The sequence below is a fragment of the Chryseobacterium sp. KACC 21268 genome (assembly GCA_028736075.1).
Classification (GTDB): domain Bacteria; phylum Bacteroidota; class Bacteroidia; order Flavobacteriales; family Weeksellaceae; genus Epilithonimonas.
Genome location: CP117875.1, coordinates 3,825,261 through 3,848,847, shown reverse-complemented (window position 1 = coordinate 3,848,847; position 23,587 = coordinate 3,825,261). Strand labels below are relative to the sequence as shown.

At 38.3% G+C, this 23,587-nt stretch carries 17 protein-coding genes; 8 read left to right on the top strand and 9 right to left on the bottom strand.

Features of this window, described 5'->3' with window-relative positions; genetic code table 11:
• Positions 1-80: 80 nt before the first annotated feature.
• The 4 genes from PQ459_17555 to hemL all read left to right on the top strand — a co-directional run bounded on the left by PQ459_17555 (position 81) and on the right by hemL (position 5,050).
• Positions 81-1,034: a transketolase family protein gene (locus tag PQ459_17555; GenBank protein WDF46692.1), complete on the top strand. Its 954-nt coding sequence runs from the start codon at positions 81-83 to the stop codon at positions 1,032-1,034.
• A gap of 365 nt (positions 1,035-1,399) precedes the next feature.
• Entirely contained in the window at positions 1,400-2,314 is a 915-nt protein-coding gene (locus PQ459_17550) for a pyridoxal-phosphate dependent enzyme (protein ID WDF48744.1), read from the top strand.
• 316 nt (positions 2,315-2,630) lie between these two features.
• Entirely contained in the window at positions 2,631-3,695 is a 1,065-nt protein-coding gene (locus tag PQ459_17545) for a glucosaminidase domain-containing protein (protein ID WDF46691.1), read from the top strand.
• A 74-nt stretch (positions 3,696-3,769) separates the two neighbouring features.
• The gene (gene hemL, locus PQ459_17540) at positions 3,770-5,050 is read left to right on the top strand and encodes a glutamate-1-semialdehyde 2,1-aminomutase (protein ID WDF46690.1); all 1,281 of its coding nucleotides are present in this window, start codon (positions 3,770-3,772) and stop codon (positions 5,048-5,050) included.
• A 56-nt stretch (positions 5,051-5,106) separates the two neighbouring features.
• On the opposite strand, the gene PQ459_17535 is transcribed toward hemL, so the two are convergent.
• From PQ459_17535 to PQ459_17505, 7 genes are all read right to left on the bottom strand, one after another.
• Positions 5,107-6,327 (bottom strand): hypothetical protein, encoded by a 1,221-nt coding sequence (locus PQ459_17535; protein WDF46689.1) that lies wholly within the window; start codon positions 6,325-6,327, stop codon positions 5,107-5,109.
• Positions 6,311-8,911: a DUF2339 domain-containing protein gene (locus PQ459_17530; protein WDF46688.1), complete on the bottom strand. Its 2,601-nt coding sequence runs from the start codon at positions 8,909-8,911 to the stop codon at positions 6,311-6,313. Before PQ459_17530 ends, PQ459_17535 begins: the two co-directional genes overlap by 17 nt.
• A 308-nt stretch (positions 8,912-9,219) precedes the next feature.
• Positions 9,220-10,281, bottom strand: coding sequence for an NADPH dehydrogenase NamA (gene namA / locus PQ459_17525; protein ID WDF46687.1), 1,062 nt, complete (start codon positions 10,279-10,281; stop codon positions 9,220-9,222).
• Between the two features lie 89 nt (positions 10,282-10,370).
• Positions 10,371-10,817 carry a hypothetical protein gene (locus tag PQ459_17520; protein WDF46686.1) on the bottom strand — a complete coding sequence of 149 codons (447 nt, stop codon included), beginning with the start codon at positions 10,815-10,817 and terminating at the stop codon, positions 10,371-10,373.
• Between the two features lie 180 nt (positions 10,818-10,997).
• The gene (locus tag PQ459_17515) at positions 10,998-11,453 is read right to left on the bottom strand and encodes a DUF1569 domain-containing protein (GenBank protein WDF46685.1); all 456 of its coding nucleotides are present in this window, start codon (positions 11,451-11,453) and stop codon (positions 10,998-11,000) included.
• A gap of 3 nt (positions 11,454-11,456) precedes the next feature.
• Positions 11,457-12,578: a tetratricopeptide repeat protein gene (locus PQ459_17510; protein WDF46684.1), complete on the bottom strand. Its 1,122-nt coding sequence runs from the start codon at positions 12,576-12,578 to the stop codon at positions 11,457-11,459.
• Positions 12,575-14,137, bottom strand: a complete 1,563-nt coding sequence (locus tag PQ459_17505; GenBank protein WDF46683.1) for a helix-turn-helix domain-containing protein — start codon at positions 14,135-14,137, stop codon at positions 12,575-12,577. Before PQ459_17505 ends, PQ459_17510 begins: the two co-directional genes overlap by 4 nt.
• Positions 14,138-14,370: 233 nt before the next feature.
• Between PQ459_17505 and PQ459_17500 the strand changes: the two genes are divergently transcribed.
• Positions 14,371-16,368, top strand: coding sequence for a GEVED domain-containing protein (locus tag PQ459_17500; GenBank protein ID WDF46682.1), 1,998 nt, complete (start codon positions 14,371-14,373; stop codon positions 16,366-16,368).
• 122 nt (positions 16,369-16,490) lie between these two features.
• Positions 16,491-18,101, top strand: coding sequence for a CTP synthase (locus PQ459_17495; protein ID WDF46681.1), 1,611 nt, complete (start codon positions 16,491-16,493; stop codon positions 18,099-18,101).
• 71 nt (positions 18,102-18,172) lie between these two features.
• Here PQ459_17495 and PQ459_17490 read toward each other — a convergent pair whose 3' ends face one another.
• Entirely contained in the window at positions 18,173-19,627 is a 1,455-nt protein-coding gene (locus tag PQ459_17490) for a hypothetical protein (protein WDF46680.1), read from the bottom strand.
• Positions 19,628-19,869: 242 nt separating this feature from the next.
• Here PQ459_17490 and yidC point away from each other — a divergent pair, with 242 nt between their 5' ends.
• Positions 19,870-21,648, top strand: a complete 1,779-nt coding sequence (gene yidC / locus PQ459_17485; protein WDF46679.1) for a membrane protein insertase YidC — start codon at positions 19,870-19,872, stop codon at positions 21,646-21,648.
• A 557-nt stretch (positions 21,649-22,205) separates the two neighbouring features.
• Entirely contained in the window at positions 22,206-22,865 is a 660-nt protein-coding gene (locus tag PQ459_17480; protein ID WDF48743.1) for an RNA methyltransferase, read from the top strand.
• 78 nt (positions 22,866-22,943) lie between these two features.
• Here PQ459_17480 and PQ459_17475 read toward each other — a convergent pair whose 3' ends face one another.
• Entirely contained in the window at positions 22,944-23,525 is a 582-nt protein-coding gene (locus tag PQ459_17475) for a DUF1572 family protein (GenBank protein WDF46678.1), read from the bottom strand.
• Positions 23,526-23,587: the final 62 nt, after the last annotated feature.

The window sequence follows — 23,587 nt, the reverse complement described above, 5'->3', positions numbered from 1 at the left end:
TGATTTTTTTAAATCACGGTAAAAATCATTTATCAACCATCATTTATCAATTATAATATTCAACCATCAATTAAGAAAAAATGAAATATACATACACAGAAAAAAAAGATACACGTTCAGGCTTCGGAGCTGGTTTGGCAGAATTGGCTGACACCAACCCAAATGTTGTCGCACTTTGCGCAGATTTGATAGGCTCTCTGAAGATGGAAAAATTTATAGAAAAAGCACCGGAAAGATTCTTCCAGACCGGGATTGCTGAGGCCAATATGATGGGCTTGGCAGCTGGTCTTACAATCAACGGGAAGATTCCTTTTGCAGGGACTTTCGCCAACTTTGCAACATCCAGAGTTTACGACCAAATTCGTCAGTCGATTGCTTATTCAAACAAAAATGTAAAAATCGCAGCTTCCCACGCCGGAGTAACCTTGGGCGAAGATGGCGCAACACACCAGATTTTGGAAGACATCGGAATGATGAAAATGCTTCCTGGGATGACGGTGATCAATCCTTGCGATTACAACCAGACCAAAGCCGCAACTTTAGCCGCAGCAGAGCACGAAGGCCCAGTTTATCTGAGATTCGGTCGTCCTGTCGTTCCCGTTTTCATTCCAGAAGATATGCCTTTCGAGATTGGAAAAGGAATTCTTTTGCAAGAAGGAACAGACGTTACCATCGTTGCAACCGGACATTTGGTTTGGGAATCATTGTTGGCAGTGGAAGAGTTGGAGAAAGTAGGAATTTCTTGCGAGGTCATCAATATCCACACAATCAAACCGTTGGACGAAGAAATCATCCTTAAGTCTGTAGAGAAAACTGGAAAATTAGTTTCTGCAGAAGAGCACAATTTCCTTGGCGGTTTGGGCGAATCTATCGCTGGAATGTTGTCCAGAAGAAGACCGACACCTCAAGAATTTGTAGCCGTTCACGATACTTTCGGAGAATCAGGAACGCCGGCACAGTTGATGAAAAAATACGAAATCGATGCAGAAGCGGTCGTAAAAGCAGTCAAAAAAATCATCGAGAGAACAAAATAATTCTCAGAAATCATACCATACAAAATCCACCAACTTAGGTGGATTTTTTGTTTGCAAAATTTTAGGAGCTATTTGACTAAGTCGAACCGTTACTTAATGTTTTTTATTTGGAGCTGTTTCCCGCTATCCACTATTACTCCTCGCGCCGAAGCTTTACCCAAGGCTTGCTGTGGGGTAACCGTTACTATCGGGGCTATGGGTTTTGTCATCCTAACCAAGTTTCAAGATTAATTGAACATTCCAAAAAAAAGGTACACCATTCCCCTCCTTTGGAGGGGTGGATTCCAAATTGTAAAATTTGGAAGACGGGGTGGTTTATCTGGCAAATAAAACGCAATTCTAAATCAAAATCAGTAATTTTGAAGATGCTTCAAATTCCGGAACATAAAATCCCCATCACAGAAATCGAAACCAAATTTGATGTCCAGATTTTCATCAAAAGGGAAGACCTTATTCACCCAACAATTTCCGGAAACAAATTCTGGAAACTCTTCCTCAATGTCAATCAATATTTGGAATCCAAACCTGAGAATCCCTTGTTAATAACTTTTGGTGGCGCATTTTCCAATCATATTGCGTCAGTTTCAGCTTTCGGTAAAGCGTTTGGAATCAAGACGATTGGAATCATCCGCGGAAACGAATTGGAAAACAACTGGCAGGAAAATCCCACACTTTCCGAAGCTTCAAAAAACGGAATGGATTTTCATTTTGTGTCAAGAGAAGATTATCAAAATAAAGAAAAACTCTCGGAAAAATTTTCAATTCAATATCCGAATTCATTGATTATTCCGGAAGGTGGAAGCAATGAATCGGCTGTGGAAGGTGTGCAACATATGCTGGGAAACGACACCAAAGATTTTGATTATCTTTGCACCGCAGTTGGAACCGGCGGAACAATTGCCGGAATTTCCAAATTTGCGGAAGCTGGTCAAAAGGTTTTAGGCATCAAGGTTGTAAGAGATGATTCGCTGGAAAAGACAATTCTGGAATGGAGTGGAAAGGAAAATTTCGAATTGGTAAATGCTGATGAAAACCGTTATGGCAAAATATCAGAAGAGAATGTCCGTTTTATAAATTGGTTCTTTGAGGAATATCAGATTCCGCTGGACCCGATTTACACAGGAAAGCTGATGCAGACTATTTTTGAATTGGCAGAAAAGGGATTTTTCCCGAAAGGTTCAAAGATTCTGACATTTCATACGGGCGGATTGCAAGGCATCAAAGGCGCGAATTTGTTTTTGAAAAGCAAAGGAAGAATTCAGATAAACGAATTTCCATAATATTGTCATTCCGTAGGAATCTATATTGTGAAATTGAATTTGTTGAATGGCTGTGTATAGAGTGAATCCGTCATACCACTTCGTTGGGTTTTCTATGGAATGACAAAGATTCTTTTGGTAGGGAAATGTTGAAAAGAATTTAGAAACCCATAGCCCCGATAGTAACGGTTACCCCACAGCAGGCGATGGATTTAGCCTTGGAGCGAGGAGTAATAGTGGATAGCGGGAAATAGCTCCAAATAAGAAATGTTAAGTTGCTATTCAACGTTAGTCAATAAGCTCCTGAAAAATTAAAAGTATTTTGTAAAAAATAAATATGAGAAAGTTATTAGTGATTGGTTTTGTGGGTGTTTTAGGCTTGGTGAAAGCGCAAACCTGGAAAACGGAAGACCAATACATCCAAAAATTTGCGCCGTACGCGGTGGAAGAAATGGAGAAATATAAGATTCCGGCGAGCATCACTCTGGCTCAGGGACTTTTGGAAACCGGTGGCGGACAAAGCCGACTGGCACAACAAGGGAAAAACCACTTCGGAATCAAATGCAAAGAGGATTGGACGGGAAAAACGATGAGCCACACGGACGACGCTCCCAACGAGTGTTTCCGCGTGTATGATGACCCGAAGCAGTCTTACGAAGACCATTCGATTTTTTTAGCGACGCGAAAATACTATGTCGGATTGTTCAAGCTGGATGCGAAGGATTACAAGGCTTGGGCGCACGGACTGAAAAAAGCGGGCTATGCGACGAATCCTAGATATGCGCATATTTTGATTGATAAAATCGAGCGGTACAAATTATACGAGTTTGATAATACGAGCAAAGATGAGGTTTACTATGCCATCTTGAAATTGTATCCTGCGCTGAATAACGATGCGGTTTTTATGGCGCAATTGGGTCAGGAAAAACAAAATGACAGAGTTGCTCCGCCAACCATCAAAGTGGATTACACGCAAGGCTCCTACGCCAAACAACAAAATAAAGTTTCGGAAATCGTAGATTCTAAAACAAGAACGGCACTTTTGAAAAATATCCTCGTGAAAAATCATCCAAACGATGGTCTTAAATTCTTCATAATGCCTGTGGATGCGGATGTTTCTGAGATTTCTAAGAAATTCGGAATCAGTGAAAAACGTCTGATGAAGTATAACGAATTGGAAAGTTCTAAACTCGCGAAGAACGACATCATTTTCCTGGAAGGTAAAAATTCATCTGGAAACAAGGCGACTTACAAAGCTGGAACGGGCGAAACGATGCACGATATTGCTCAGAAATTTGCCATCAAGGAGAAAAAACTTTATAGCAAAAACAGGATGAACCAAGGTGAACAGCCGAAATCCGGACAATTGATTTATCTTCAGAATAAGAAACCGAGAAGCTAATTAGTTTATAGTTTATTGTGTTTTGTTTTTAGCATATCTAAACATCAAACACTAAATACCAAATACCTAAGAAAATGTTATACCAAAGAAGTTCAGCGCTTTTTGAAGAAGCGTACAAATATATTCCGGGCGGTGTGAATTCACCAGTTCGCGCTTTCAAATCTGTGGGTGGCGTTCCACTTTTTATGAAGTCTGCCAAAGGTGCTTACTTGACCGATGAGGACAACAGAAACTACATCGATTACATCAATTCTTGGGGACCAGCGATTTTGGGGCACACGCATCCCGAAGTTTTGGAAGCTTTGAAATTGCAGGCGGAGAAAGGATTTTCTTTCGGAGCGCCAACAGAATTGGAAACTGAGATTGCAAAGTACATCGTAGAAAATGTCCCAAATGTTGACCAAATCAGAATGGTTTCTTCCGGAACTGAAGCTTGTATGAGCGCAATTCGTTTGGCAAGAGGATTTACTGGAAGAGAGAAAATCATCAAGTTCGAAGGTTGTTATCACGGACATTCGGATTCGTTTTTGATTCAGGCGGGAAGTGGAATGGCAACGTTTGGAAGTCCCAATTCGCCAGGCGTAACGCAAGGAACTGCGAAAGATACTTTGTTGGCAGAATATAATAATTTTGAGCAAGTTGAAGACCTTTTCAAAGCGAATCCAGAACAGATTGCCTGCATCATCGTAGAACCGATTGCTGGAAATATGGGTTGTATTTTGCCGGAAAATAATTTCCTTCAAAACCTTAGAAAAATCTGTGACGAGAATGGTGCACTTTTGATTTTCGATGAGGTGATGACGGGTTTCCGATTGGCCTTTGGTGGCGCACAGGAAGCTTTGAATGTAAAAGCCGATTTGGTGACTTACGGAAAAGTGATTGGTGGTGGATTGCCGGTTGGTGCATTTGCCGGACGCAACGAAATTATGAATTATCTTTCGCCAAGAGGAAACGTGTACCAAGCCGGAACTTTGAGTGGAAATCCTTTGGCGATGCGGGCTGGACTCAAAACGTTGCAATTGATAAAACAAGACCCAGAATTTTATAACAAATTAGCGAAAACCACGGAAACCTTGGATTTCGAGATTGGAAAAATCCTGAATGAGAAAGGTATCAAACACAGAATCAACCGAAAGGGCAGTATGATGTCTATTTTCTTTGATGTGACCTCTGCGAGCAATTTTAATGAGGTGAATAATTCCAATATCGGTTTGTTCAACAATCTGTTTCATCAGGTTTTGGAACAGGGAATCTACCTTCCGCCGAGTGGATATGAAACTTGGTTTATTTCGTCTGCAATTGGCGATGCGGAGATTGATAAGACGCTGGAAGCTTTTAGGAATTTTCAGTATTAGATAAAAAGAAAACCTTTCCGATTTTGGAAAGGTTTTCTTTTTTTTTAAATATTCAATTACTGATTTTCCTTATTCATATCCTTAATCAATCCCAAAGCAAAATAACCGATAAGCACAGCCGATAAAACAATGCAAATCCACATAAATAAAGGCGTTTGCCAGAAAGTCTTTGCTTGTTCATTTGGTTTTGACTTATCCAGTTTTTCTAAATTTGAAATTGTCGCAGCGGGATAGTTTTGATTAAAATCAATTCCAGAATTGGCTAAATCGTATTGAGGTTCCGACCAAGTGGAATCGATTTTTAAAGTGTAATTTTCGTTGGATTGCAAATCTGCTAAAATGCTGACAGGCGATTGGAAAAGATGAATTTTTTTGATTTCCAAATCAGGATTGTCTCTGTTGTCAATTTCAATCGTGAATTCTTTGACGAACAATTCCGAGAGGTCAAAGCTGTTTCTTACTTTCGAATTTAATTGGAAATTACTAATTGTTTCAGCAAAATTAACTTCAGTTCTTTTCTGAATTTGGGTTTTATTAATAACAATTCTAGCTTCCCTTAGATAGAAATTTGGTGCAGAAATATCAAAACCTATGGCGTCAATCACCTGAGGATTCTGAAAGCTGATGGTGATTTTCGTTTGTTTATTCTTTTTGTCTTTGGTGATTTTTTGTTCGAAATTTTGAAGTTCTATTTTTGATTTTTTAATAGCATAATTTTCTTCCAAACCTATTTCCAAAACATTGATTGGAAGAGAGTTTTTATCAATGAAATCAAACTTCAGAAATTTATAATTATTCAAAGGAAAAGCAAAATCACGTTCCACAAAGTTTTCCCCAGCATCGTTCAGTCCTATTATTGTTTTATTAATGACCAATCCAAACCATTCTTTATTATCGTTGCTGCCACTGATGCTGTAGGTTTTATCAACATCGGTATTTGCAATTTTCAAAGTGAGATAATCTAGATTCAACGCTTGTTCGTTGGAGACAACGATGGAAGTGACTTTGTTCGGAACTGCAGTTTTAGAGATTATTGTAAAGCTTTTGAAACTGGAATTACTTGACTTTCCTTGATAATTGACATAAGGAACTTCATTGTTTTTAGAATCGAAAATTCTAACAAAATCCAGATTATTCTGAGACGCAGAACGAAGCTCTGGAGTAAGCAATATCTGATTCAATCCATTATCAGAGACTTTGTTTAGTTTTCCCTGATAATTTTGAGCCGATGAAATTCCAATGATTAGAAAGGAAAATAGACTAATTAATTTCTTCATCGTTTGGATTTTGAGATTCTTCGGGTAATTTTTCATTGGTTTTTTTGTCGTGAATTTCCGTTTTAGTTTCATCAATAACCAGTTTTTTTATTTTTTGATAAACGAATGAGATGATTAAAATCAAAACACCCAACAGAATAAAAGCAATGATTTTTCCTGTCTCTGATACATTTTTGATGTCGTAGAAAAATAGTTTGATAATCGTAATTCCTAATAAAGAAAGTGCAATAATTCGCAGTTGTTTGTTTTGCTTTTTGATTCCGACTATCAGGAAAACAAAGGACAAAACACCCCAAAGAATTGGATAGCCAATTTTGATGATTTGAACTTTTGCAGCTTCGAATTTGTCATCAATAAACAACTCTTTGTCATAATTAAATTCGCCAGCCTTCATTGCCGGGAATTTGGCTAATTCTGCACTGGAAACCACTTCATTTCCAAACATCAATCCGTGAATCATCACTTCATTACTCAAAACATAAACAATGCAAAATGCAAGAACCCATAATGCAACTTTGTGATTGAGAATCGCAGAAAATGAATTATTATTTCTCAATTTAATCAAAACATAACCAAAATATGCCAGACAAATTAATAAAACATAATGAATGAAATATGCTGACTTGGAAGAAAGATTCAAAGTGTAATTTTCTCTCATTTCATTGAAAGGCAATTGGAAGAAAAATGCGATGTACAATAGAATGTTCACCGAAGCCAAAACTACACCGAAGCTGTTCCACAATTTGCTATTCAACTTTAAGATGAAATAAATCAACCCAACACTGAAAAGAAAGTGATACAGAACGCAGTAAGATATTCCGGAAGAATAGTTGGAGATATAATCTTCCGTTTGATAGCTGATTTCCAACATTCCCGTGAAATATCCAACCAGAATCAGAACGCCTAAAATGATATTTCTGTAATCAGCCGGATAGAATGTGAAGCCTAAAATTTCAGTCGTATCTTTTTCTTTTTTTAATAATATATAAGTCAAAATCAATGAAACTACAACAACAATTCCTGTGATGAAGATTCTGTTTAGGAAAGGTTTTAGTTCCATCAGATTGCCGGAATAATATTTTTCCCAATCCATAATCAAGCTGATCAGCATCAAAAGCTGGACGATGATTGCTCCAAGTTTGAACGTGCTGATCTTTGATTTTTGAGAAAGCCAAAAAAGCAAGACCGCCTCTCCAGCCCAGAATAAAGTGATGTAATTTCCTTTGAATTGAATTGGAATGGCTAACGTCACAAAAGTCAAGGTCAATCCCAATAAAAGATAAATTGCATTTTTGTCCAGTCCGAATTTTCTGTATAAAAATAGAGCATAAACCAGATTGTACAAGGCCAGCGCAATGGTGAACAAACCTTTTAACTCCGGTTTCCAGTTTTCGATAATGCTAATTCCCATTCCGAAATAGAAGAATGTGTTGGCCACCATTATGAAATATTCCAGCTTTGTGAAAGTTCCTTTATTTCTCAAATTATTGATAACCGTCGCAACGCTGAAAATGATGTAGAAAATTGTGGCAAAAAATAATGCTCCGCGATAAGGCAATTTATCGTCATAGAAACCTTTTCCAAACCAGGCTGAATAAAGAAGACAACTAAAAATGAAAGCCAGCAAAGTCACCAGATTCCATTTTTTGAAATAAGCAATCATCAGCATTCCGATGTTGAGGATCGCAATGTATGTGAACAAAACTTTGTAATTTCCTTCACCTGTGCTTACCATAAACGGAACGGCAAAACCGCCAATCAAAGACAGAATTGCGAGTTCTTTCCGGTCATAAGAAACGGAAACAAATACACTGAAAATGGTAATGATAACCATTATAATAAATGCCACAGTCTGACTAAACAAATGGTAATCGTGGAATGCAATACCAATCGTAAGGTAAAAAATACTAATCGCTCCAGCCACAAAAACAGAGCTGAAAGCTGCATAATTTTTTTTCAATCGATGTGCGACTCCCATCACAAGAGCGCCTGCCAAAATACCGATTCCGACACGCGCAGGCTCATTAATCCAATCTTTGTCAATTGCATATTTCACAAAGAAACTGATTCCGAGAACTAAGATTAGAATCCCTATTTTATTAATCAGATTTTCTCCAATGAAGTTCTCGATGTCCGGATTGTTTTCCTTGAAGTTTTCAATCCACGATTTTTTAGGCGTTGAAATCTCTCTGAAATCACTATCCAAAGCTCTGATTTTATCTTGAACAGAGAAAGCTGCTTTCTGTTCTGCTTTTGGAGTTTCAATTTCTGAAACTGGAACTTCATTTTCTACAACAGGAATTGGTTTTTCAACAATTTCAGGTTGCTTTTCTTCGGTGATTTCTTCTACAACTGGAGGTGTTTCTGGAACCGTAACAATTATTTCCGGTTTAATTTCTTCTTTTACTATTAGATTTTCTTGGTCAATTTTGCTGACAGGTTGAATGTTGATTTCAGTTTTCAGGGCATTCAGTTTTTCTTGAAGCTGCTGAATTGAATCCTGGGTCGCTTTGTGGTTGCTTGTTGATTTGTTGTGAATGATAATCATAAAAACCAAGATGAGTAAGAGTAAAAATATTTCCATAGAGTGTCTTCCGTTAACAAAGATAAAGAAATGAAAGATACAACTATGTTTGTTGATATCATTCAATCTGACGGAAAAACAAAAAACTCTCCAAAAAAGGAAAGTTTTGATTAGTAATATGTTGGGATAATGGGATACGATTGCCGATCAACTCCAAATATTTAAATATATTTTTGAAATAATTTAAAATAATCCGTTAAAAATTTTTCATTAATTAAAATAATTGATATTTTAGCAGTTCTATAATGAAATTTGTTTTTCATTAAATAGCCGTTCTTTTTCGGAGAACGGCTTTTTGTTTTTAAAAATTACTTCGCTGGTTTCGCTCTCAAATACTGGTGCGGATAGAAATTCTCCTCATCATTTTTCCAAGCTGCCTGCACTGCAAAATATGGATTTCTCAGAATCTCTCTTGCCAGGAAAATCAAATCTGCTTGTCCACTTTCCAGGATTTCTTCGGCTTGTTCAGCTGTTGTGATGAGTCCTACTGCGGCTGTATCTATTTCTGCGATTTTCTTCACATCTTCTGCTAGTGGAACTTGGTAACCTGGACTCAATGGAATCGTGACGCCATTGATATTTCCACCGCTGGAAACGTCTATCAAATCCACGTTTTTGGTTTTCAAAACTTTGGCAAGTTCTGCGCTGTCGTTCACATTCCAACCGTTTTCTGCATATTCTGTTCCGGAGATTCTTACGAAAAGTGCGATGTCGTTTGTGATTTCTGAATTGACTGCATCGACAATTTCCATCAGGAATCTTGCTCTGTTTTCTGGATTTCCACCATATTCGTCGGTTCTTGTGTTGGAAAGTGGTGACAAGAATTGATGAATCAAATAGCCGTGTGCACCGTGGATTTCTAGCACATCAAAACCTGCGTCAACAGCTCTTTTTGCAGCTTTTCTGAAATCTTCAACTAACCCTTTTATTTCTTCGACAGTCAATTCGTGCGGCGTTCTTTCTGAATGATGAAACGGAATCGGGCTTGGTGCGATGGTTTCCCAACCTTGTTCCAAATCCAGTTGACGATTGGTTTCTGTGGAGATAGAACCTTTTCTGCCGGCGTGAGCCAGCTGGATTCCGATTTTGCTTTCTGAGTTTTCGTGAACGAAATTGACTATTTTTTTCAAAGCCAAAGCTTGCTCGTCGTTCCAAATCCCAAGACATTTGTTGGTAATTCTTCCGCGCGGTTCTACGGCGGTTGCTTCTACAATGATAAGTCCTGCGCCGCCTTGTGCACGACTGCCGTAATGCACGAAATGGAAATCATTCGCAACGCCTTCTACTGCAGAGTACATACACATTGGCGACATTACGATTCGGTTTTTCAGTTCTATGTTTCTGAATTTTATTGGTGTGAAAAGTTTCATTTTTAAATTTTTATGATAAAATGGCTTCGAGAGACTCAGCCTGACAATTAGGATTAGAAATTTCAAACTAACTTGTCGAAGTTTCTGTTTTAATTATTGAAATAGAAAGGGAATTTTAAAGTTTTTCCATAATTCGCCCAAGTACCTTCGAATTTCAATTGGTTTTTTTCTGATGATTTTTTGGTGGTGAGTTCTCCGGTGAAAATGCCGTTGTGTTTTCCGGTTCCTTTTTCTGAGAGTTTCAAATCGTAGATTTTGACTCTTTCTTTTGAGTTTTTACTTTTTTTGGAATTAAACGTGATTGTGCCTTCGAAGTCAGCTTTTGTTCCTTCGACGTCGGAATATCCGGTGACTTTGTAGATGCCTGATTTTGGATTTTCGGAAGAGACGGTTTCGAAAAGAACTTTCAAAGCGGCAGAATTGTCGATTTTTCCGATGAAAAGTTCACTGTTGTTTTTGAGTTCTTTTTCAATGCTTTGAGCGTTGAAAAATGTGAAGCCAAAAATTAGTACTAAAATAAAAACGAGTTTTTTCATATGGTTTGATTTGATGGTGATTGGAACGGTGAATCACTCGCAGCCCGACTTGAACGGAGCTCATTTTTTTGTGGCTGGAAGAGCGTAGGCAAAAAATAGCGGGAGTGGAAGGCGGAAATAGCTGCCATAAAAATAGTGACAAATTGCTATTCGGCGTAGTCAAAAGCTGCCCGAATCATTCTAAACGCCAAATTGCTGCAAATGGTGGTCGAGGTGTTTGGCCATCATATTGTTCCACTCGGTAGAAGTGAGTTTTCCGAAGTTGAAACTTTCTTTCCCTTCGAACGCATCTGCGCCCAGTTGCTGGGTTTTCTGGATGAACCCGATGATGCGTTTTCTCTCGTCCTCGAAGCTTTTGTTGTCTGTGATGACGAACATTGCGGAAGTTGGCGAGTTGTGTTTGTACGGCGTCTCGCTCACGACCGTTGATTTGACGAAGCGTTTCAGAATCCATTTGGTGATGAGGCCAGGTTTCTTGTGTTTTTCGGATTCGTAGATGAGTTCGTAGGTGATGTTGCAGTGTGCCAGCATCTTGTCTACGGACATTACGCCCCATTTTGGGAAAGAATCTTCCGTAAGCGCATTGATTCTTTTGATGAAATGGCTCGTATCGTTTTGGTCGAAAATATTCTTCATTCTTTAGTTGGTGATTTTGTTGATTTGATTCAGCTTTTCAATTAATAACTTGTTGCGTCGCTTGTGTTTGATAAAATTAAGAAGAAACCAAATAAATACGGCGGCAGAAATGGCGATGATGACGGAACTTATGATTCTCAATCTGCCTTTTTGCTCCTCGATTTTTTTGTTGTTTTCCTCATTCAGCACATCGATGCTTTTGTTGAGAGAGGCGAGTTCGCTTTGTTCCCTTGCAAATTTGGTCTCGATGTACAGTTTGTTGTAGACTTCATAATTGTTCCAATCTTGAAGTGCGAGATAATTGTCCGAAAAACCTTTGTAAATTCCTTCACTCAGGACAAGGTCGCCGACTTTTTTGGACAGATTGACAGATTTTTTCAAAAGTTCGATGGCTTCCTGATGTTTTCCCAAGACGGTGTAATTCTCCGACAAACCTTTGTAAGCGAAAGCTTCCAGACTCTCTGCGTGAACGGCTTTGGCGACCTCTGCGGATTGTCTGAAGTATTTTTCCGCCTCATTATATTTTTTGAGATAGAAATAGCTGTAGCCGACATTGTACAGAATAACGCTACTGTTGGCGATGGAATTCTCATAATTGCCGACCTTTTTGATGTAATCCAAAGCGGTGAAGAATTTCTCCAAAGCCAACTCGTTGTTGTCCTGATTTTTATAAACCAAACCTCGAACTGCGGAATTTAATCCGAGATACAAAGTTTTGAATTTCCCATCTGGCAAAGTCTGACAAAGCTTGTAATATTCGTCCAGAGATTCCATCGTTTTGCTGTAAAGTCCCATATTTTGGTACTGTAATGCAATGGAATTCAGGATTTTGATTTTTTGTTCAGGATTGGAAATGGATTTGCTGAGTTCTTTCATTTTCAGGACGCAATCCAAAGATTTGTCGAAGTCCCGTTTGGACATATAAACTCGGGAAAGCAGCTGATAAAGCTTGATGGTGTTGTCTGTATCCTTCTCACCTTTTAGCATTTTCTCTACAAGCTGGATGGCGTTGTCGGGATTTTCGTAGACGTAGGAAAACGCTTTTTTGTACAATTCTTCATTGTACTGGGATTTGAAAATTCCGGTAAATGAGAAAAGGATGAATATGAAAAGGAAGCGTTTCATTTTTTGTTCTGTGTCAGTTGCTGAATGTAAGTGTTTGGCGAAATGCCAGTTACGGATTTGAAAACGGTTGTAAAAGCGCTGTGGGACGAGAATCCAGCTTTCTCTGCCAGATAACTTACTTTGTAATTAAGGTAAGCTGAATCGGTTTTTAAAAGATAAGCGATGTAGTTGATTCTTAGTTCGTTGATGTAGTTGTTGTAATTTTTTTCTTTATATTTATTAATGACTTCCGAGAGATATTTGGTGTTCGTTTCCAGTTGTCCGGCGAGTACGGCGAGTGACATTTCCTTGCTCAGGAAGTTTTCAGATTTCTCGAATTCCTCCAGTCTTGCCAAGATATCCGCTTCTTTTTCCTTGGAGATGACGACTGGTTTTTTGGAGATTTCAGTTTCGGTTTTTTCGGTTTTGATGATTTCTTTCTCTTCGATTTTTTTGCTGAATTCCTGTTGTTTCAAGTCGAAATCGATTTGTTTTTGGATGGATTTTGTCTTTCTTTTTTCGGAAATGCTGAAGAAAATAATCGCTGCGATTCCAATCAAACAAATGATGGAAATGATTAGAATATTTGTTGTGAAGTGTTTGTGAGAATTTTCAATGCGTTGATTTTCGTATTGGTCATTCAGTTTTACGAGATTCCGAATGGCTTCTTTTTTATTTTTGTCGAGTTTATCGGTTTGCTCTTTATAGATGGAATAAAATTTTTGATAAAGTGCTTCATTTTTTAAGGCCAAATAATTCTTAGACAAATCATCGTAGATTCTGTTTTTGAGCGCATCGTAAGATTTATTTTGAATCAATTCCAAACCTTGATTCAGATTTTCTGTAGATTTTTGATAATCTTTTTTAAGGAAATGAATCCTTCCCAAATTATCCAGATTGAAAGCTCTCAAGAAAACATATTGCGGTGTTTTATCAAGTTTAGTCTGAATTTCGTTCGCTGTTTTTTCCGCTTTATCAATTTGATTTTGAGAAATATAAAGGAAGGTCTCATAAATCTGATTTTCTATCGAAATAATAAAATCTTCATCAGAATCTTTTAATAACGCATTGCTTTGCTTCAGGTTTTCCTGCGCTTCTTTCCATTTTTTCTGAACCATCAGATTCGAAGCGTTCAATTGATAGATGTAAGCTAACAAGTTTTCGGGGTAACGCTGGGATTTTATCTTCGAAGCATTGTCTACCAGATTTTGCGAAATTCTGATTGATTGTTTGTAAAGCCTTAATGACTGATATTGTTGCGCCAAGGCATAATCGGCGTAGAAAGAAGCGTTATCGTTTCTATTTTCCTTCAGATTTTTACTAATGGATTGCTCGATGGATTTTGCATAATCACCTTTGAAATTGTACGCTCTGGAAGTTAAGATTTGAACACGTTTTTTGATGAGTTCTGATTCCTTATTCTCATTAATGTTTTGAAGGATTTGAAATGCGTTGTCGGGATTTTCGTAGAGACTTTTGTAAGCCTTGTCCAGAAGTTGCAAAGTTTCTGGGTTGCTTTGTGCCGAGGTCAAAATGACACCGGAAAAAAGAATCAACCATAGAAAAAGCAATCGTCGCATAGCACAAAAATAGCTTTTTTATTTGTGAAATACACGATTTTTACGATTTCATTGCTAATATAGAATTAATAAAGCTTTGTTTTTAATGATTTGATTATTAATATTTTAAATAATTGATACTTTCTAAATTCACGAATTCGAAAAGATAAAAGTTAGGATTCTGGATGATTAAGACTTAAAATTGTACAAATAAGTTTAATGAAAATTTCACATTTTAATATTTAAGAATAATTATGAAAAAAGTCTATCTACTTTTACTTGGTATCACTGCGATGACAGGTTTGAAGGCACAACAAATGGAATTCAGATTAATAGACGAGATGGGTGCTCGTTTTTATGATGTCAACGACAGCGGAAACGCCATCCATTCTGGTGCATATTACAATTACACGACCAATGAAACCACACCTACAGAGGGTGGGCAGGCTACCAACCGTATGAACAATGCAGGTGATGTTGCTGGAGCAACTGCAATCGTCATTTCTGAAGAAGAAAGTATTGCGATGTCCGCTTACAGAAAAAATGGAACTTGGTACAACATCGATTATTTCGCAGGAGAAACGCCTAGCAGCAGTTCATTTTCTAACGCCAACGACATCTCGCAGAACAGCAAATATGTGACCGGACAGATTGGTGCATCAGGATTTACAAGCTGGCCTTTCATCTATGATACAGAAACCAATACGCTTACCAAACTTTCGGGTGATAATACTTACGTCAATGGTAGAGGAGAAGCGGTGAACAACAGCGGAATCGTCGCTGGTTTTGCGGACAGAGAAGACCTTGTTACCACTGGAACTTTGTGGCTTCCTGCTTATTTCGAGCCCAATGGAACGATTCATTACATCGATATGGGAACACTTGAAAATGGTGAAGCTGCAGATATCAACAATGCAGGTTTGATTGTAGGTTACAAAGGTACGAAGCCTTTCATCTACGATATTACGACTGGGATTTACAAATCTTTCAGTCCACCAGCTGGATTTAACAGGGCGGTTTTTACTTCTGTTTCAGAAAATGGGATTGCGTTGGGATACGCAGGCGATGCGGGTAACAGAGAGGTAATCATCTATCATCCTTCATTAGGTTCTGGTCCTATTTTCCTTAAAGATGTTCTAATTAGAAATGGCGTTACTATCACCACATTAGATGGTAAATTGGGAACAGGGATGAATATCTCGCCGAACGGTAATTTCGTTTGTGGATTTGATAACACGATTCCACCTTTCTTTGCTGGCGGCTGGATTGTTAATTTAAATAATCTATTACTTGGAACCAATGATTGTGCAATCACTTGTCCAGAAAATACAGAAGTAACTATTGCCAACGTGACTCAGACTTCTGCAGTTGTGAATTATACTTTGCCAATCGTATGTGGCTCATCTCCTTCAGCAGGTTTGACAACGGTTTTGGTCTCAGGATTCGAATCAGGTGCACAATTCCCGATTGGAACGACCAATGTTGTTCATAATCTGGTAGATGCAGATGGAAAAGTCGTTTATGTGTGTTCTTTCCAGGTGACTGTAAAAGATTTGTATTGCTCAGCTTCACCACAGTGGGGTATTGATTCTATCACAAAAGTTCAGTTTGCAGGGATAGATAATACTTCTGACCCTTATTCTGCCAGCGCAAACGAATATTTCCTAGACAAAGTGGGCGAGGTTTACCAAGGCAGCCAATATCCGTTTGTTCTAGAGGCCAACACCAATTTCGGTTATGACTATGCTTCTGTTTTCATCGACTGGAATCAAAATGGAACTTTCACAGATGCAGGTGAAGTTTATGAAGTGGGTGCAATGACCTCTGACGGAGAAGATGGCGCTCAAATTACAGGCGATATCGCTGTGCCAGCTGGTGCTCTTACTGGTAAAACTAGAATGAGAGTGGTCCTCAACTGGGATGTTTCTTCTACCGATCCTTGTAATAATGAAACAGCATTGTACGGACAGTCAGAAGATTATATGCTAGATGTGAAAGAATCTTTGGCAACGTCCGATATCAGCAAAAACAGAGTTTCCATCTATCCAAATCCGGTGAAGGATGTTCTTAATTTCAACGGCGCAAAAGATATTTCGAAAGTTGAGGTTTATAATGTTGCTGGACAAAAGGTGAGATCCGTAGAGAATTTATCAGACAACAAGATCGAATTATCTAATTTGACCAAAGGAACTTACATCATCAGAGCCAACGTGGATGGTTTGGTGAAGTCCTTCAAATTTATCAAAGAATAATCATTTGTGTTTTTATAATTTTAATCGAAAAGAGCGGGTAGATTTCTATCCGCTCTTTTTATTTTTCCGCTCAGAATTGCAGGTTAACTCCAGATGCTTTAACTTTGCACAAACCTAATCTAATGAGTAAAAAAGAAACGAAATACATCTTTGTGACAGGAGGTGTGACATCGTCACTGGGTAAAGGAATAGTCTCCGCTTCTTTGGGACTTCTATTAAAATCGAGAGGTTTTAAAGTGACTATCCAAAAACTTGACCCTTATATCAATATCGATCCGGGAACCCTCAATCCTTACGAACACGGCGAATGTTATGTGACCGAAGACGGCGCAGAAACAGACCTTGACCTTGGACATTACGAGAGATTCCTAGACAGTCCAACTTCCCAAAACAACAACGTTACCACAGGTAAGATCTACCAAACCGTTATCGAAAAGGAACGTAAAGGTGATTTCCTAGGGAAAACCGTTCAGGTCATTCCACATATTACCAACGAGATCAAACGCAGGATCAAGATGCTTTCCAAAAAGGATTATGACATCATTATCACAGAGATTGGCGGAACGGTTGGTGATATCGAGTCGCTTCCTTATATCGAAAGTGTTCGTCAATTGCAATGGGAATTAGGCAAAAACAATTCAATGGTGATCCATTTGACTTTGTTGCCTTATTTGGCGTCAAGTGGAGAACTTAAAACCAAACCTTCCCAACATTCCGTTCGTCAATTGATGGAGAGTGGGATCCAGGCAGATGTTTTGGTTTGTAGAACAGAACACACGATTCCAAAAGAACAAAAAGCTAAGTTGGCGCAATTCTGTAACGTAGGTTTAGGAAACGTGATCGAATGTATCGATATGGATACGATCTACGAAGTGCCATTATACCTACAAAAACAGAACTTCGACGAGGTTGTATTGAATGAACTCAATCTTCCAGTAGGAAAAGATGCAAACTTAAAGGATTGGAAAACTTTCCTTAAGAAATATAAAAATCCAAAGAAAACTGTCGAGATTGCCTTGGTCGGTAAATATGTCTCTCTTCAGGATTCTTACAAATCGATTGCAGAAGCCTTTATCCACGCAGGTTCTGATATGGAAACCGAAGTGAAGGTAAGATGGGTCTATAGTGGTGACATCGAGGAAGAAGGTGCTGAAAAATTACTGAAAGATGTAGACGGGATCTTGATCGCACCTGGCTTTGGAGATCGTGGGATCGAAGGTAAGATCCAGGCGGCCAAATATGCAAGGGAGAACAAAGTGCCATTGTTGGGAATTTGTCTTGGAATGCAGATCATGACGATCGAGTTTGCTAGAAATGTTCTACAACTGAGCAAAGCAAACAGTATGGAATTCGATACATCAACGCCAGATCCGGTGATCTCTTTGATGGAAGAACAGAAAAATGTAGTGGACAAAGGCGGAACGATGCGTCTTGGTGCTTGGAAATGTGCATTGAAAGCTGGTTCCAAATTAGCAGAGGTCTACGGTGCAAAAACCATATCAGAACGTCACCGCCACAGATACGAATTCAACAGTGATTACAAAAAAGATTTCGAGGAAAAAGGGTTGGTACCAACAGGATTCAATCCAGAAACAGAATTGGTGGAAACCTTGGAATTGAAAGATCATCCTTTCTACATTGGTGTTCAATATCACCCAGAATATAAAAGTACGGTGGCAACGCCTCATCCATTGTTCAAAGCGTTTATCAGCGCTGCGGTCAAAGGAAAATAAAACTTACTTAAATTAAAAAAAAACAGCTGTGAATTGATTTTCGCAGCTGTTTTTTTGTTTTAATATTAATGTTAATTCAACGATCTGTAAAAATTACTTTTTTTAATTTCATCGTTCTTGTTTTCAACAGATCTCTCAGTGTAGAAGAAGCTTTCTGATTTTCTAAAGATGAAAGAATAATAGTTTCCCTTCATCTTTTTGATACTCACTATCGCTTTTTCCAGATCAGCTTTGAAAAGTTTTTTATCTTCCTTACTATCTGTCAGGTATTGAGTTAATATTTGACTTTGAACTTTGGTAAGTTCATTTTCCGAAAAAAGAATACCTAGGAATGAAGCATAAGATTCATTGCGTTTGTTTTGATGATGATAGGCTTTGGCAATCGAAAAAAGCGCATTATTGGTATCACTTCGGATCTCATCATCGTCATTATCAGGCGGAAAATTCAACACTGATTTTTTGTAAAGATCAATGGCATTGCTGTAATTTTTCTGCGAAAAATAGTAGTCGCCCAAAGTGTGAGCGGAGAAATGTTTAAGACCGTATTTATCAATATTTATATTACCTTCAACCAACATTTCAGATGGGAATTTATATTCCAAAAGATAGTTTAGCATTGGAGCGTAATTTGCCAGTTTTTCTCTATCTAATTCTTTCTTGATGCTTTCTGTATTTCTCAAAAATGATTGATCTTTACTCAATGAACTGCGCTCGCGAAGATGATTTACTAAGATATCCACGCTATTTGAATAATGGGCAAATGGATATTCGTCTAAGAAGATTCGAAATTCTGCATCTTTTTCTTCCTTGATTTTTTCAATCACTGCAGATCCAGATATTTCTTCATCTGCCATACTTAGTTTGAAGGCGTACATTCCAATTCCATAATCCCCGAAGCTGACGGCATACATCCAATCGTTGTCACCACGGATGAAGGAAATGTCATCATAGCTATTGACCTTTTGTTCATAGGTCATTTCCGTCAGCAAACTATTTGCAGTGGGAACGTGCGTGATCAACCATTTGAAAGTTTTTGTTTGTCCAATTTCTTTCCAATTATGTAGATAAATGTTAGCATATTCTTTCATTTCTTCGCTCGGTTTTTTTGTAGTGGGAGAGCGGAGTCCGGAAATATCTACTTTCCCATTTCTATGACTGAAGATGGCGGGGTAGATGTCCAGATCTGTATTGTCATAATCCAAATAAAATCCAATCCCAGTCACCAGTTTTGTTAGATTTTCTGCATCAGTTTTTTTTGCATTTTTGAAATTATCAACAAAAAGTTTGAGGTATTTATAATTAGGATGTTTGGGATCATATTTTTTAACGATTGTATCTAAGGTTTTTTCGTAAGCAGCAAAAGGCTTCGATTGGGCTTTGGTGACAGAAAAAGAATTGAAAATGAACATTAGAATGACTAATGATCTTGCTAATTGGAATCCAGTGATCTTCTTGATGGAGATTTTTTTTGATGAAGGCGATGTGAAAAATTCGGCCACCTTATTTAGCAGGTTGTTTTTTTTCATTCAGTTGTGTTTTGAGTACTAAATTAATAAAATATCAAATGAGAATGCTTGAAATCTTCTGGGAAATATTTTCCACTTTTAATTTCTAAAAAGTAATTCCTTTCCTTAATCGTCTTTATAACAGAATCTGAAAAATAAATCCTATTTTTGCAGACCAAAATGATGTAGATTTTTGAACTGTCGGTCTGAGGCTCTCAAAGACTTTCAATTTAAGGATCTTAAACTTTAAATTATATTCTATAATGCAGCAAAACAACGGATTAGATAAAAGCCAGCTGATCAGCTTCGGTATTTTTTCTATGATTCTTATCGGTTTTATGTTTTATTTCCAAAACCGAAACGCAAAAGCCGAGCAGGAACAACTGGCCATTGATGCCAAAAAAACAGAGCAGACGACCAAAGCAAAACCGCTTGCTACCAACCTGAATGCCGCAACTGTGACACCAGCTTCTGTGCAGAAGGTCAATCTTCAGAATGACGAACTAGCACTTGAGTTCTCTAGTGTTGGTGGACAACTGAGCTCCGTAAAACTGAACAAATATGAAGCTTTCGGTGGAAAACCACTTTATCTTTTCAGCAACAACAACGCAAGCTATGGCTTCCAGTTCAAAGACAAGACCAACAAGGTTTTCAATACCAAGGATCTTGTCTTTGTACCAACCGTTGCAGGAAACTCCGTAACCTTGACCTCGAAGATCGGAACTGCTGTAATTCAATTTGTTTATACACTTAAAGCAAAATATACGGTAGACTTCCAAGTGAAAACTCAAGGTTTGGCAACATTGGTGAATGATGGCAAAGCTGAATTTATCTGGGATTACACGGTGAAAGGTTCAGAAAAAGGAAGGTCGCAGGAGGAAACTCACACAGAGTTTGCCTACTCTTTCAACAATTATAAAGACTACGATTACGACGCTCGTACCGATATGAATGAGCCAGATGAAACACTTAACTGGATCGGTGTGAAACAACAGTTTTTCTCTGCCGTTATCGAGGCTAAGAACGGATTCACAAAATCAAAAGGAAATCAAGAGATCATTGAAGAAGGTGAGTTCTTGAAGAAATTCAATTACAATGGTCAGGTCAACTTGGCTGGAAACGAATTGAATCAAGATTTCACTTGGTACTTCATGCCATTGGATATGGAGTTGCTGAAGTCATTCGACAAAAACTTCGACGAGATCTTGCCACTTGGTTGGTCATTCATCGGATCATTGAACCGTCACGTGTTTATGCCGATGTACAGCTTGATCTCAGGTTGGGGCATCGCTGCAGGTTGGGCCATTTTCTGGATGACTATCATTATCAAATTGATCTTATCTCCGGTAATGTTCAAACAGCACAAACTAAGTGCAATGATGAAGGTCATACGTCCAGAGATCGATGAGGTGAATGCCAAATTCAAGGATGCAGACCCGATGAAAAAACAGCAGGAAACGATGGCTGTTTATAGGAAAGCCGGCGTAAATCAGATGGCGGGTTGTTTGCCAGCCTTAGTTCAGATCCCGTTATTCTACGCACTCTTCCGATTCTTCCCAAATATGATCGACCTTCGAGGCAAGAGCTTCTGGTTCGCACCGGATCTGACGGCTTATGATGATGTGATCAAATTCGGATTCAAAGTGCCATTATTAGGTGAGCATTTGAGTATTTTCGCTTTGGCTTGTACGGTTGTGATCTTGATCTACACCGTGATGACTTCCGGAAACATCCAACAGCCTCAGCAAGAAGGAATGCCAAATATGAAAGTGTTGATGTACATCTTCCCGATCACATTCCTATTCTTCCTGAACAGTTCAGCTTCTGGTCTATCTTGGTACTACTTCGTATCCAATGCAATCAACATCGTGATCATCTTGGTCATCAAATATTTCATCTTGGATGAGAAAAAGATCCACGCGCAAATCCAGGCCAACAAGCAAAAGGAACCGAAGAAAGAAGGTAAGTTCCAAAAGCGAATGAGAGAAATGATGGAGCAGGCACAACAACAGCAGGCACAGCAACAAAACAAAAAGAAATAAATATAGAAAGCGGTAATTTTTTACCGCTTTTTTGTTCTTCAACCCTTTCAGAGTTTCAAATTCTGAAGGGGTTTTTCTTTTGAAGTTTTCAACTCAGAAGAGGTTTTTCCCCATTTGAAGTAATTTTTAGGAGCTTGATCCTGCTGTCCACTATATCTTTTTTGTTTTCCAGAACCTTTGTCATTCCAAACAACGTGGGCCACAGAAAAACAAAAAAGGATGCCGTTCCCATCAGGGCTAGGGATTTAGTTATCCAAACAGTATTTGCAGATTAAAATATAAAGTTTGTCATTCAATACGAAACCTAATGCAGTGTTAACGAAGTCAATCCAAACTGTTTTGATTTCTAAGAATAACAAAATTGTTTTTTTTCAATCTGCAAAATCCGCCCAATCTGCGAGAAATAATTACCTCTATGCTGAGCATCAGCGCCTTTGCCAACCTTAAAATATTTCGATAATGTCCAAAAAGAACTTTGCAGACTTTGCGTTCAAAATCTACATTTTATAAAAATAAAAATCACGAAATTTGCACCAGCCAACTTTAAACCCAAAACCTTGAACCCAAATTCCACTTACGAATATCTCCAAACCTTTCTAACACCAGAGCGCCTCGCTAAGATTGAACATTATTCTCAAGAAAGTTCAGATTTCGTTTTGCCGGTGATGGAAGATATTTACCAATTCCGAAACGCCGCTGCAATTGTCAGAAGCGTGGAAGCTTGCGGATTTCATAAGGTTGTAGCGATGGAAAAAGAAAACTTCTTTGAACCCAATTTGAAAGTCACCAAAGGTGCAGACACGTGGGTCGAGGTCGAGAAAATGCCGAGAACGATAGAGGCATTAAAACAGATCAAAAACCGAGGTTACAAGATCGTCGCTGTTTCTGCCGAGAACAACGCAAAAATGCTCCCAGATTATAAAGTTGATGAGCCATTGGCTTTGGTCTTCGGAACAGAGTGGGAGGGAACAACGGACGAACTTCTGGATTTTGCTGATGAAACCTTGGCAATCCCAATGTTCGGATTCACGAGAAGCTTCAACGTTTCTGTTGCGGCCGCCATTTGTATGTATGAACTCAAGCAAAAACTCCTCAAATCCAACATCGACTACAAATTATCCGAAGAAAAATTGCTTCAATTGAAAATCCGCTGGGCAGTGAATTCTATTCAAAGTGGGGAACAAATTTTAGCAAGGTATTTACAGGAAAATCATTAAATTAAGACAATTGATTAGAATCAATTTTCTCAGCACTTCACTTTTTTATACTGAGTTTTAATGTAAAATTTAAATATCTTAAACCTTAAAATCATCTCGTACTTCATCACTCTTCGCAAAACAAACGGGAGAAGCATTTTCTTGTCCATCAAATTTTGAATGCATTTCTTGATTGAAATCTTCAGATTTATTTCTGGCGATAGAAAGTGTTTGCCAATCTTGATCTTTCATCATTTCTCCAATATAAATGATTTGACCAACGTGATAAGGATAATGCGCGAGTTGTCTGAAAACCGCATCTAACACAGAATGTGCCTCGCCTCGGATGTAGATCGTTGCATTGATATTTTCATCCGTGATTTGATTCAACGCTTCGAAAAGGCAACGCCAGCCTTTTTCCCAATATTCCAAAACTTCGTCTTTTGTTTTGAAGGTATTTGTAAATTCCAGGTCCCGGTTTCGCCAATCCTTCTCGCCATCTTCTGTCAAAAAATTGGTCCAGCGCGACAATATATTTCCTGCAACGTGCTTTATAATGATTGCTACCGAATTGCTTTCCTGATTGTATTGCCAGAAAAATTGTTCCTCGGAAAGTTGAGCTAAGGTCTTGTCTCCGATGTTTTTGTAATATTGGAAACGTTTTACAAACAGGTCTTTCATTGTGAATCTGTTTACCTATAAATATAAAAAAATCCTTTCGGTCTGGAAAGGAAATAATTTTT

What these genes read in the sequence shown, in the direction of transcription:
- PQ459_17555 (WDF46692.1), top strand. Translation starts at nt 81, where the DNA reads ATGAAATATACATACACAGAAAAAAAAGATACACGTTCAGGCTTCGGA.
- PQ459_17550 (WDF48744.1), top strand. Translation starts at nt 1,400, where the DNA reads ATGCTTCAAATTCCGGAACATAAAATCCCCATCACAGAAATCGAAACC.
- PQ459_17545 (WDF46691.1), top strand. Translation starts at nt 2,631, where the DNA reads ATGAGAAAGTTATTAGTGATTGGTTTTGTGGGTGTTTTAGGCTTGGTG.
- hemL (WDF46690.1), top strand. Translation starts at nt 3,770, where the DNA reads ATGTTATACCAAAGAAGTTCAGCGCTTTTTGAAGAAGCGTACAAATAT.
- PQ459_17535 (WDF46689.1), bottom strand. Translation starts at nt 6,327, where the DNA reads ATGAAGAAATTAATTAGTCTATTTTCCTTTCTAATCATTGGAATTTCA.
- PQ459_17530 (WDF46688.1), bottom strand. Translation starts at nt 8,911, where the DNA reads ATGGAAATATTTTTACTCTTACTCATCTTGGTTTTTATGATTATCATT.
- namA (WDF46687.1), bottom strand. Translation starts at nt 10,281, where the DNA reads ATGAAACTTTTCACACCAATAAAATTCAGAAACATAGAACTGAAAAAC.
- PQ459_17520 (WDF46686.1), bottom strand. Translation starts at nt 10,817, where the DNA reads ATGAAAAAACTCGTTTTTATTTTAGTACTAATTTTTGGCTTCACATTT.
- PQ459_17515 (WDF46685.1), bottom strand. Translation starts at nt 11,453, where the DNA reads ATGAAGAATATTTTCGACCAAAACGATACGAGCCATTTCATCAAAAGA.
- PQ459_17510 (WDF46684.1), bottom strand. Translation starts at nt 12,578, where the DNA reads ATGAAACGCTTCCTTTTCATATTCATCCTTTTCTCATTTACCGGAATT.
- PQ459_17505 (WDF46683.1), bottom strand. Translation starts at nt 14,137, where the DNA reads ATGCGACGATTGCTTTTTCTATGGTTGATTCTTTTTTCCGGTGTCATT.
- PQ459_17500 (WDF46682.1), top strand. Translation starts at nt 14,371, where the DNA reads ATGAAAAAAGTCTATCTACTTTTACTTGGTATCACTGCGATGACAGGT.
- PQ459_17495 (WDF46681.1), top strand. Translation starts at nt 16,491, where the DNA reads ATGAGTAAAAAAGAAACGAAATACATCTTTGTGACAGGAGGTGTGACA.
- PQ459_17490 (WDF46680.1), bottom strand. Translation starts at nt 19,627, where the DNA reads ATGAAAAAAAACAACCTGCTAAATAAGGTGGCCGAATTTTTCACATCG.
- yidC (WDF46679.1), top strand. Translation starts at nt 19,870, where the DNA reads ATGCAGCAAAACAACGGATTAGATAAAAGCCAGCTGATCAGCTTCGGT.
- PQ459_17475 (WDF46678.1), bottom strand. Translation starts at nt 23,525, where the DNA reads ATGAAAGACCTGTTTGTAAAACGTTTCCAATATTACAAAAACATCGGA.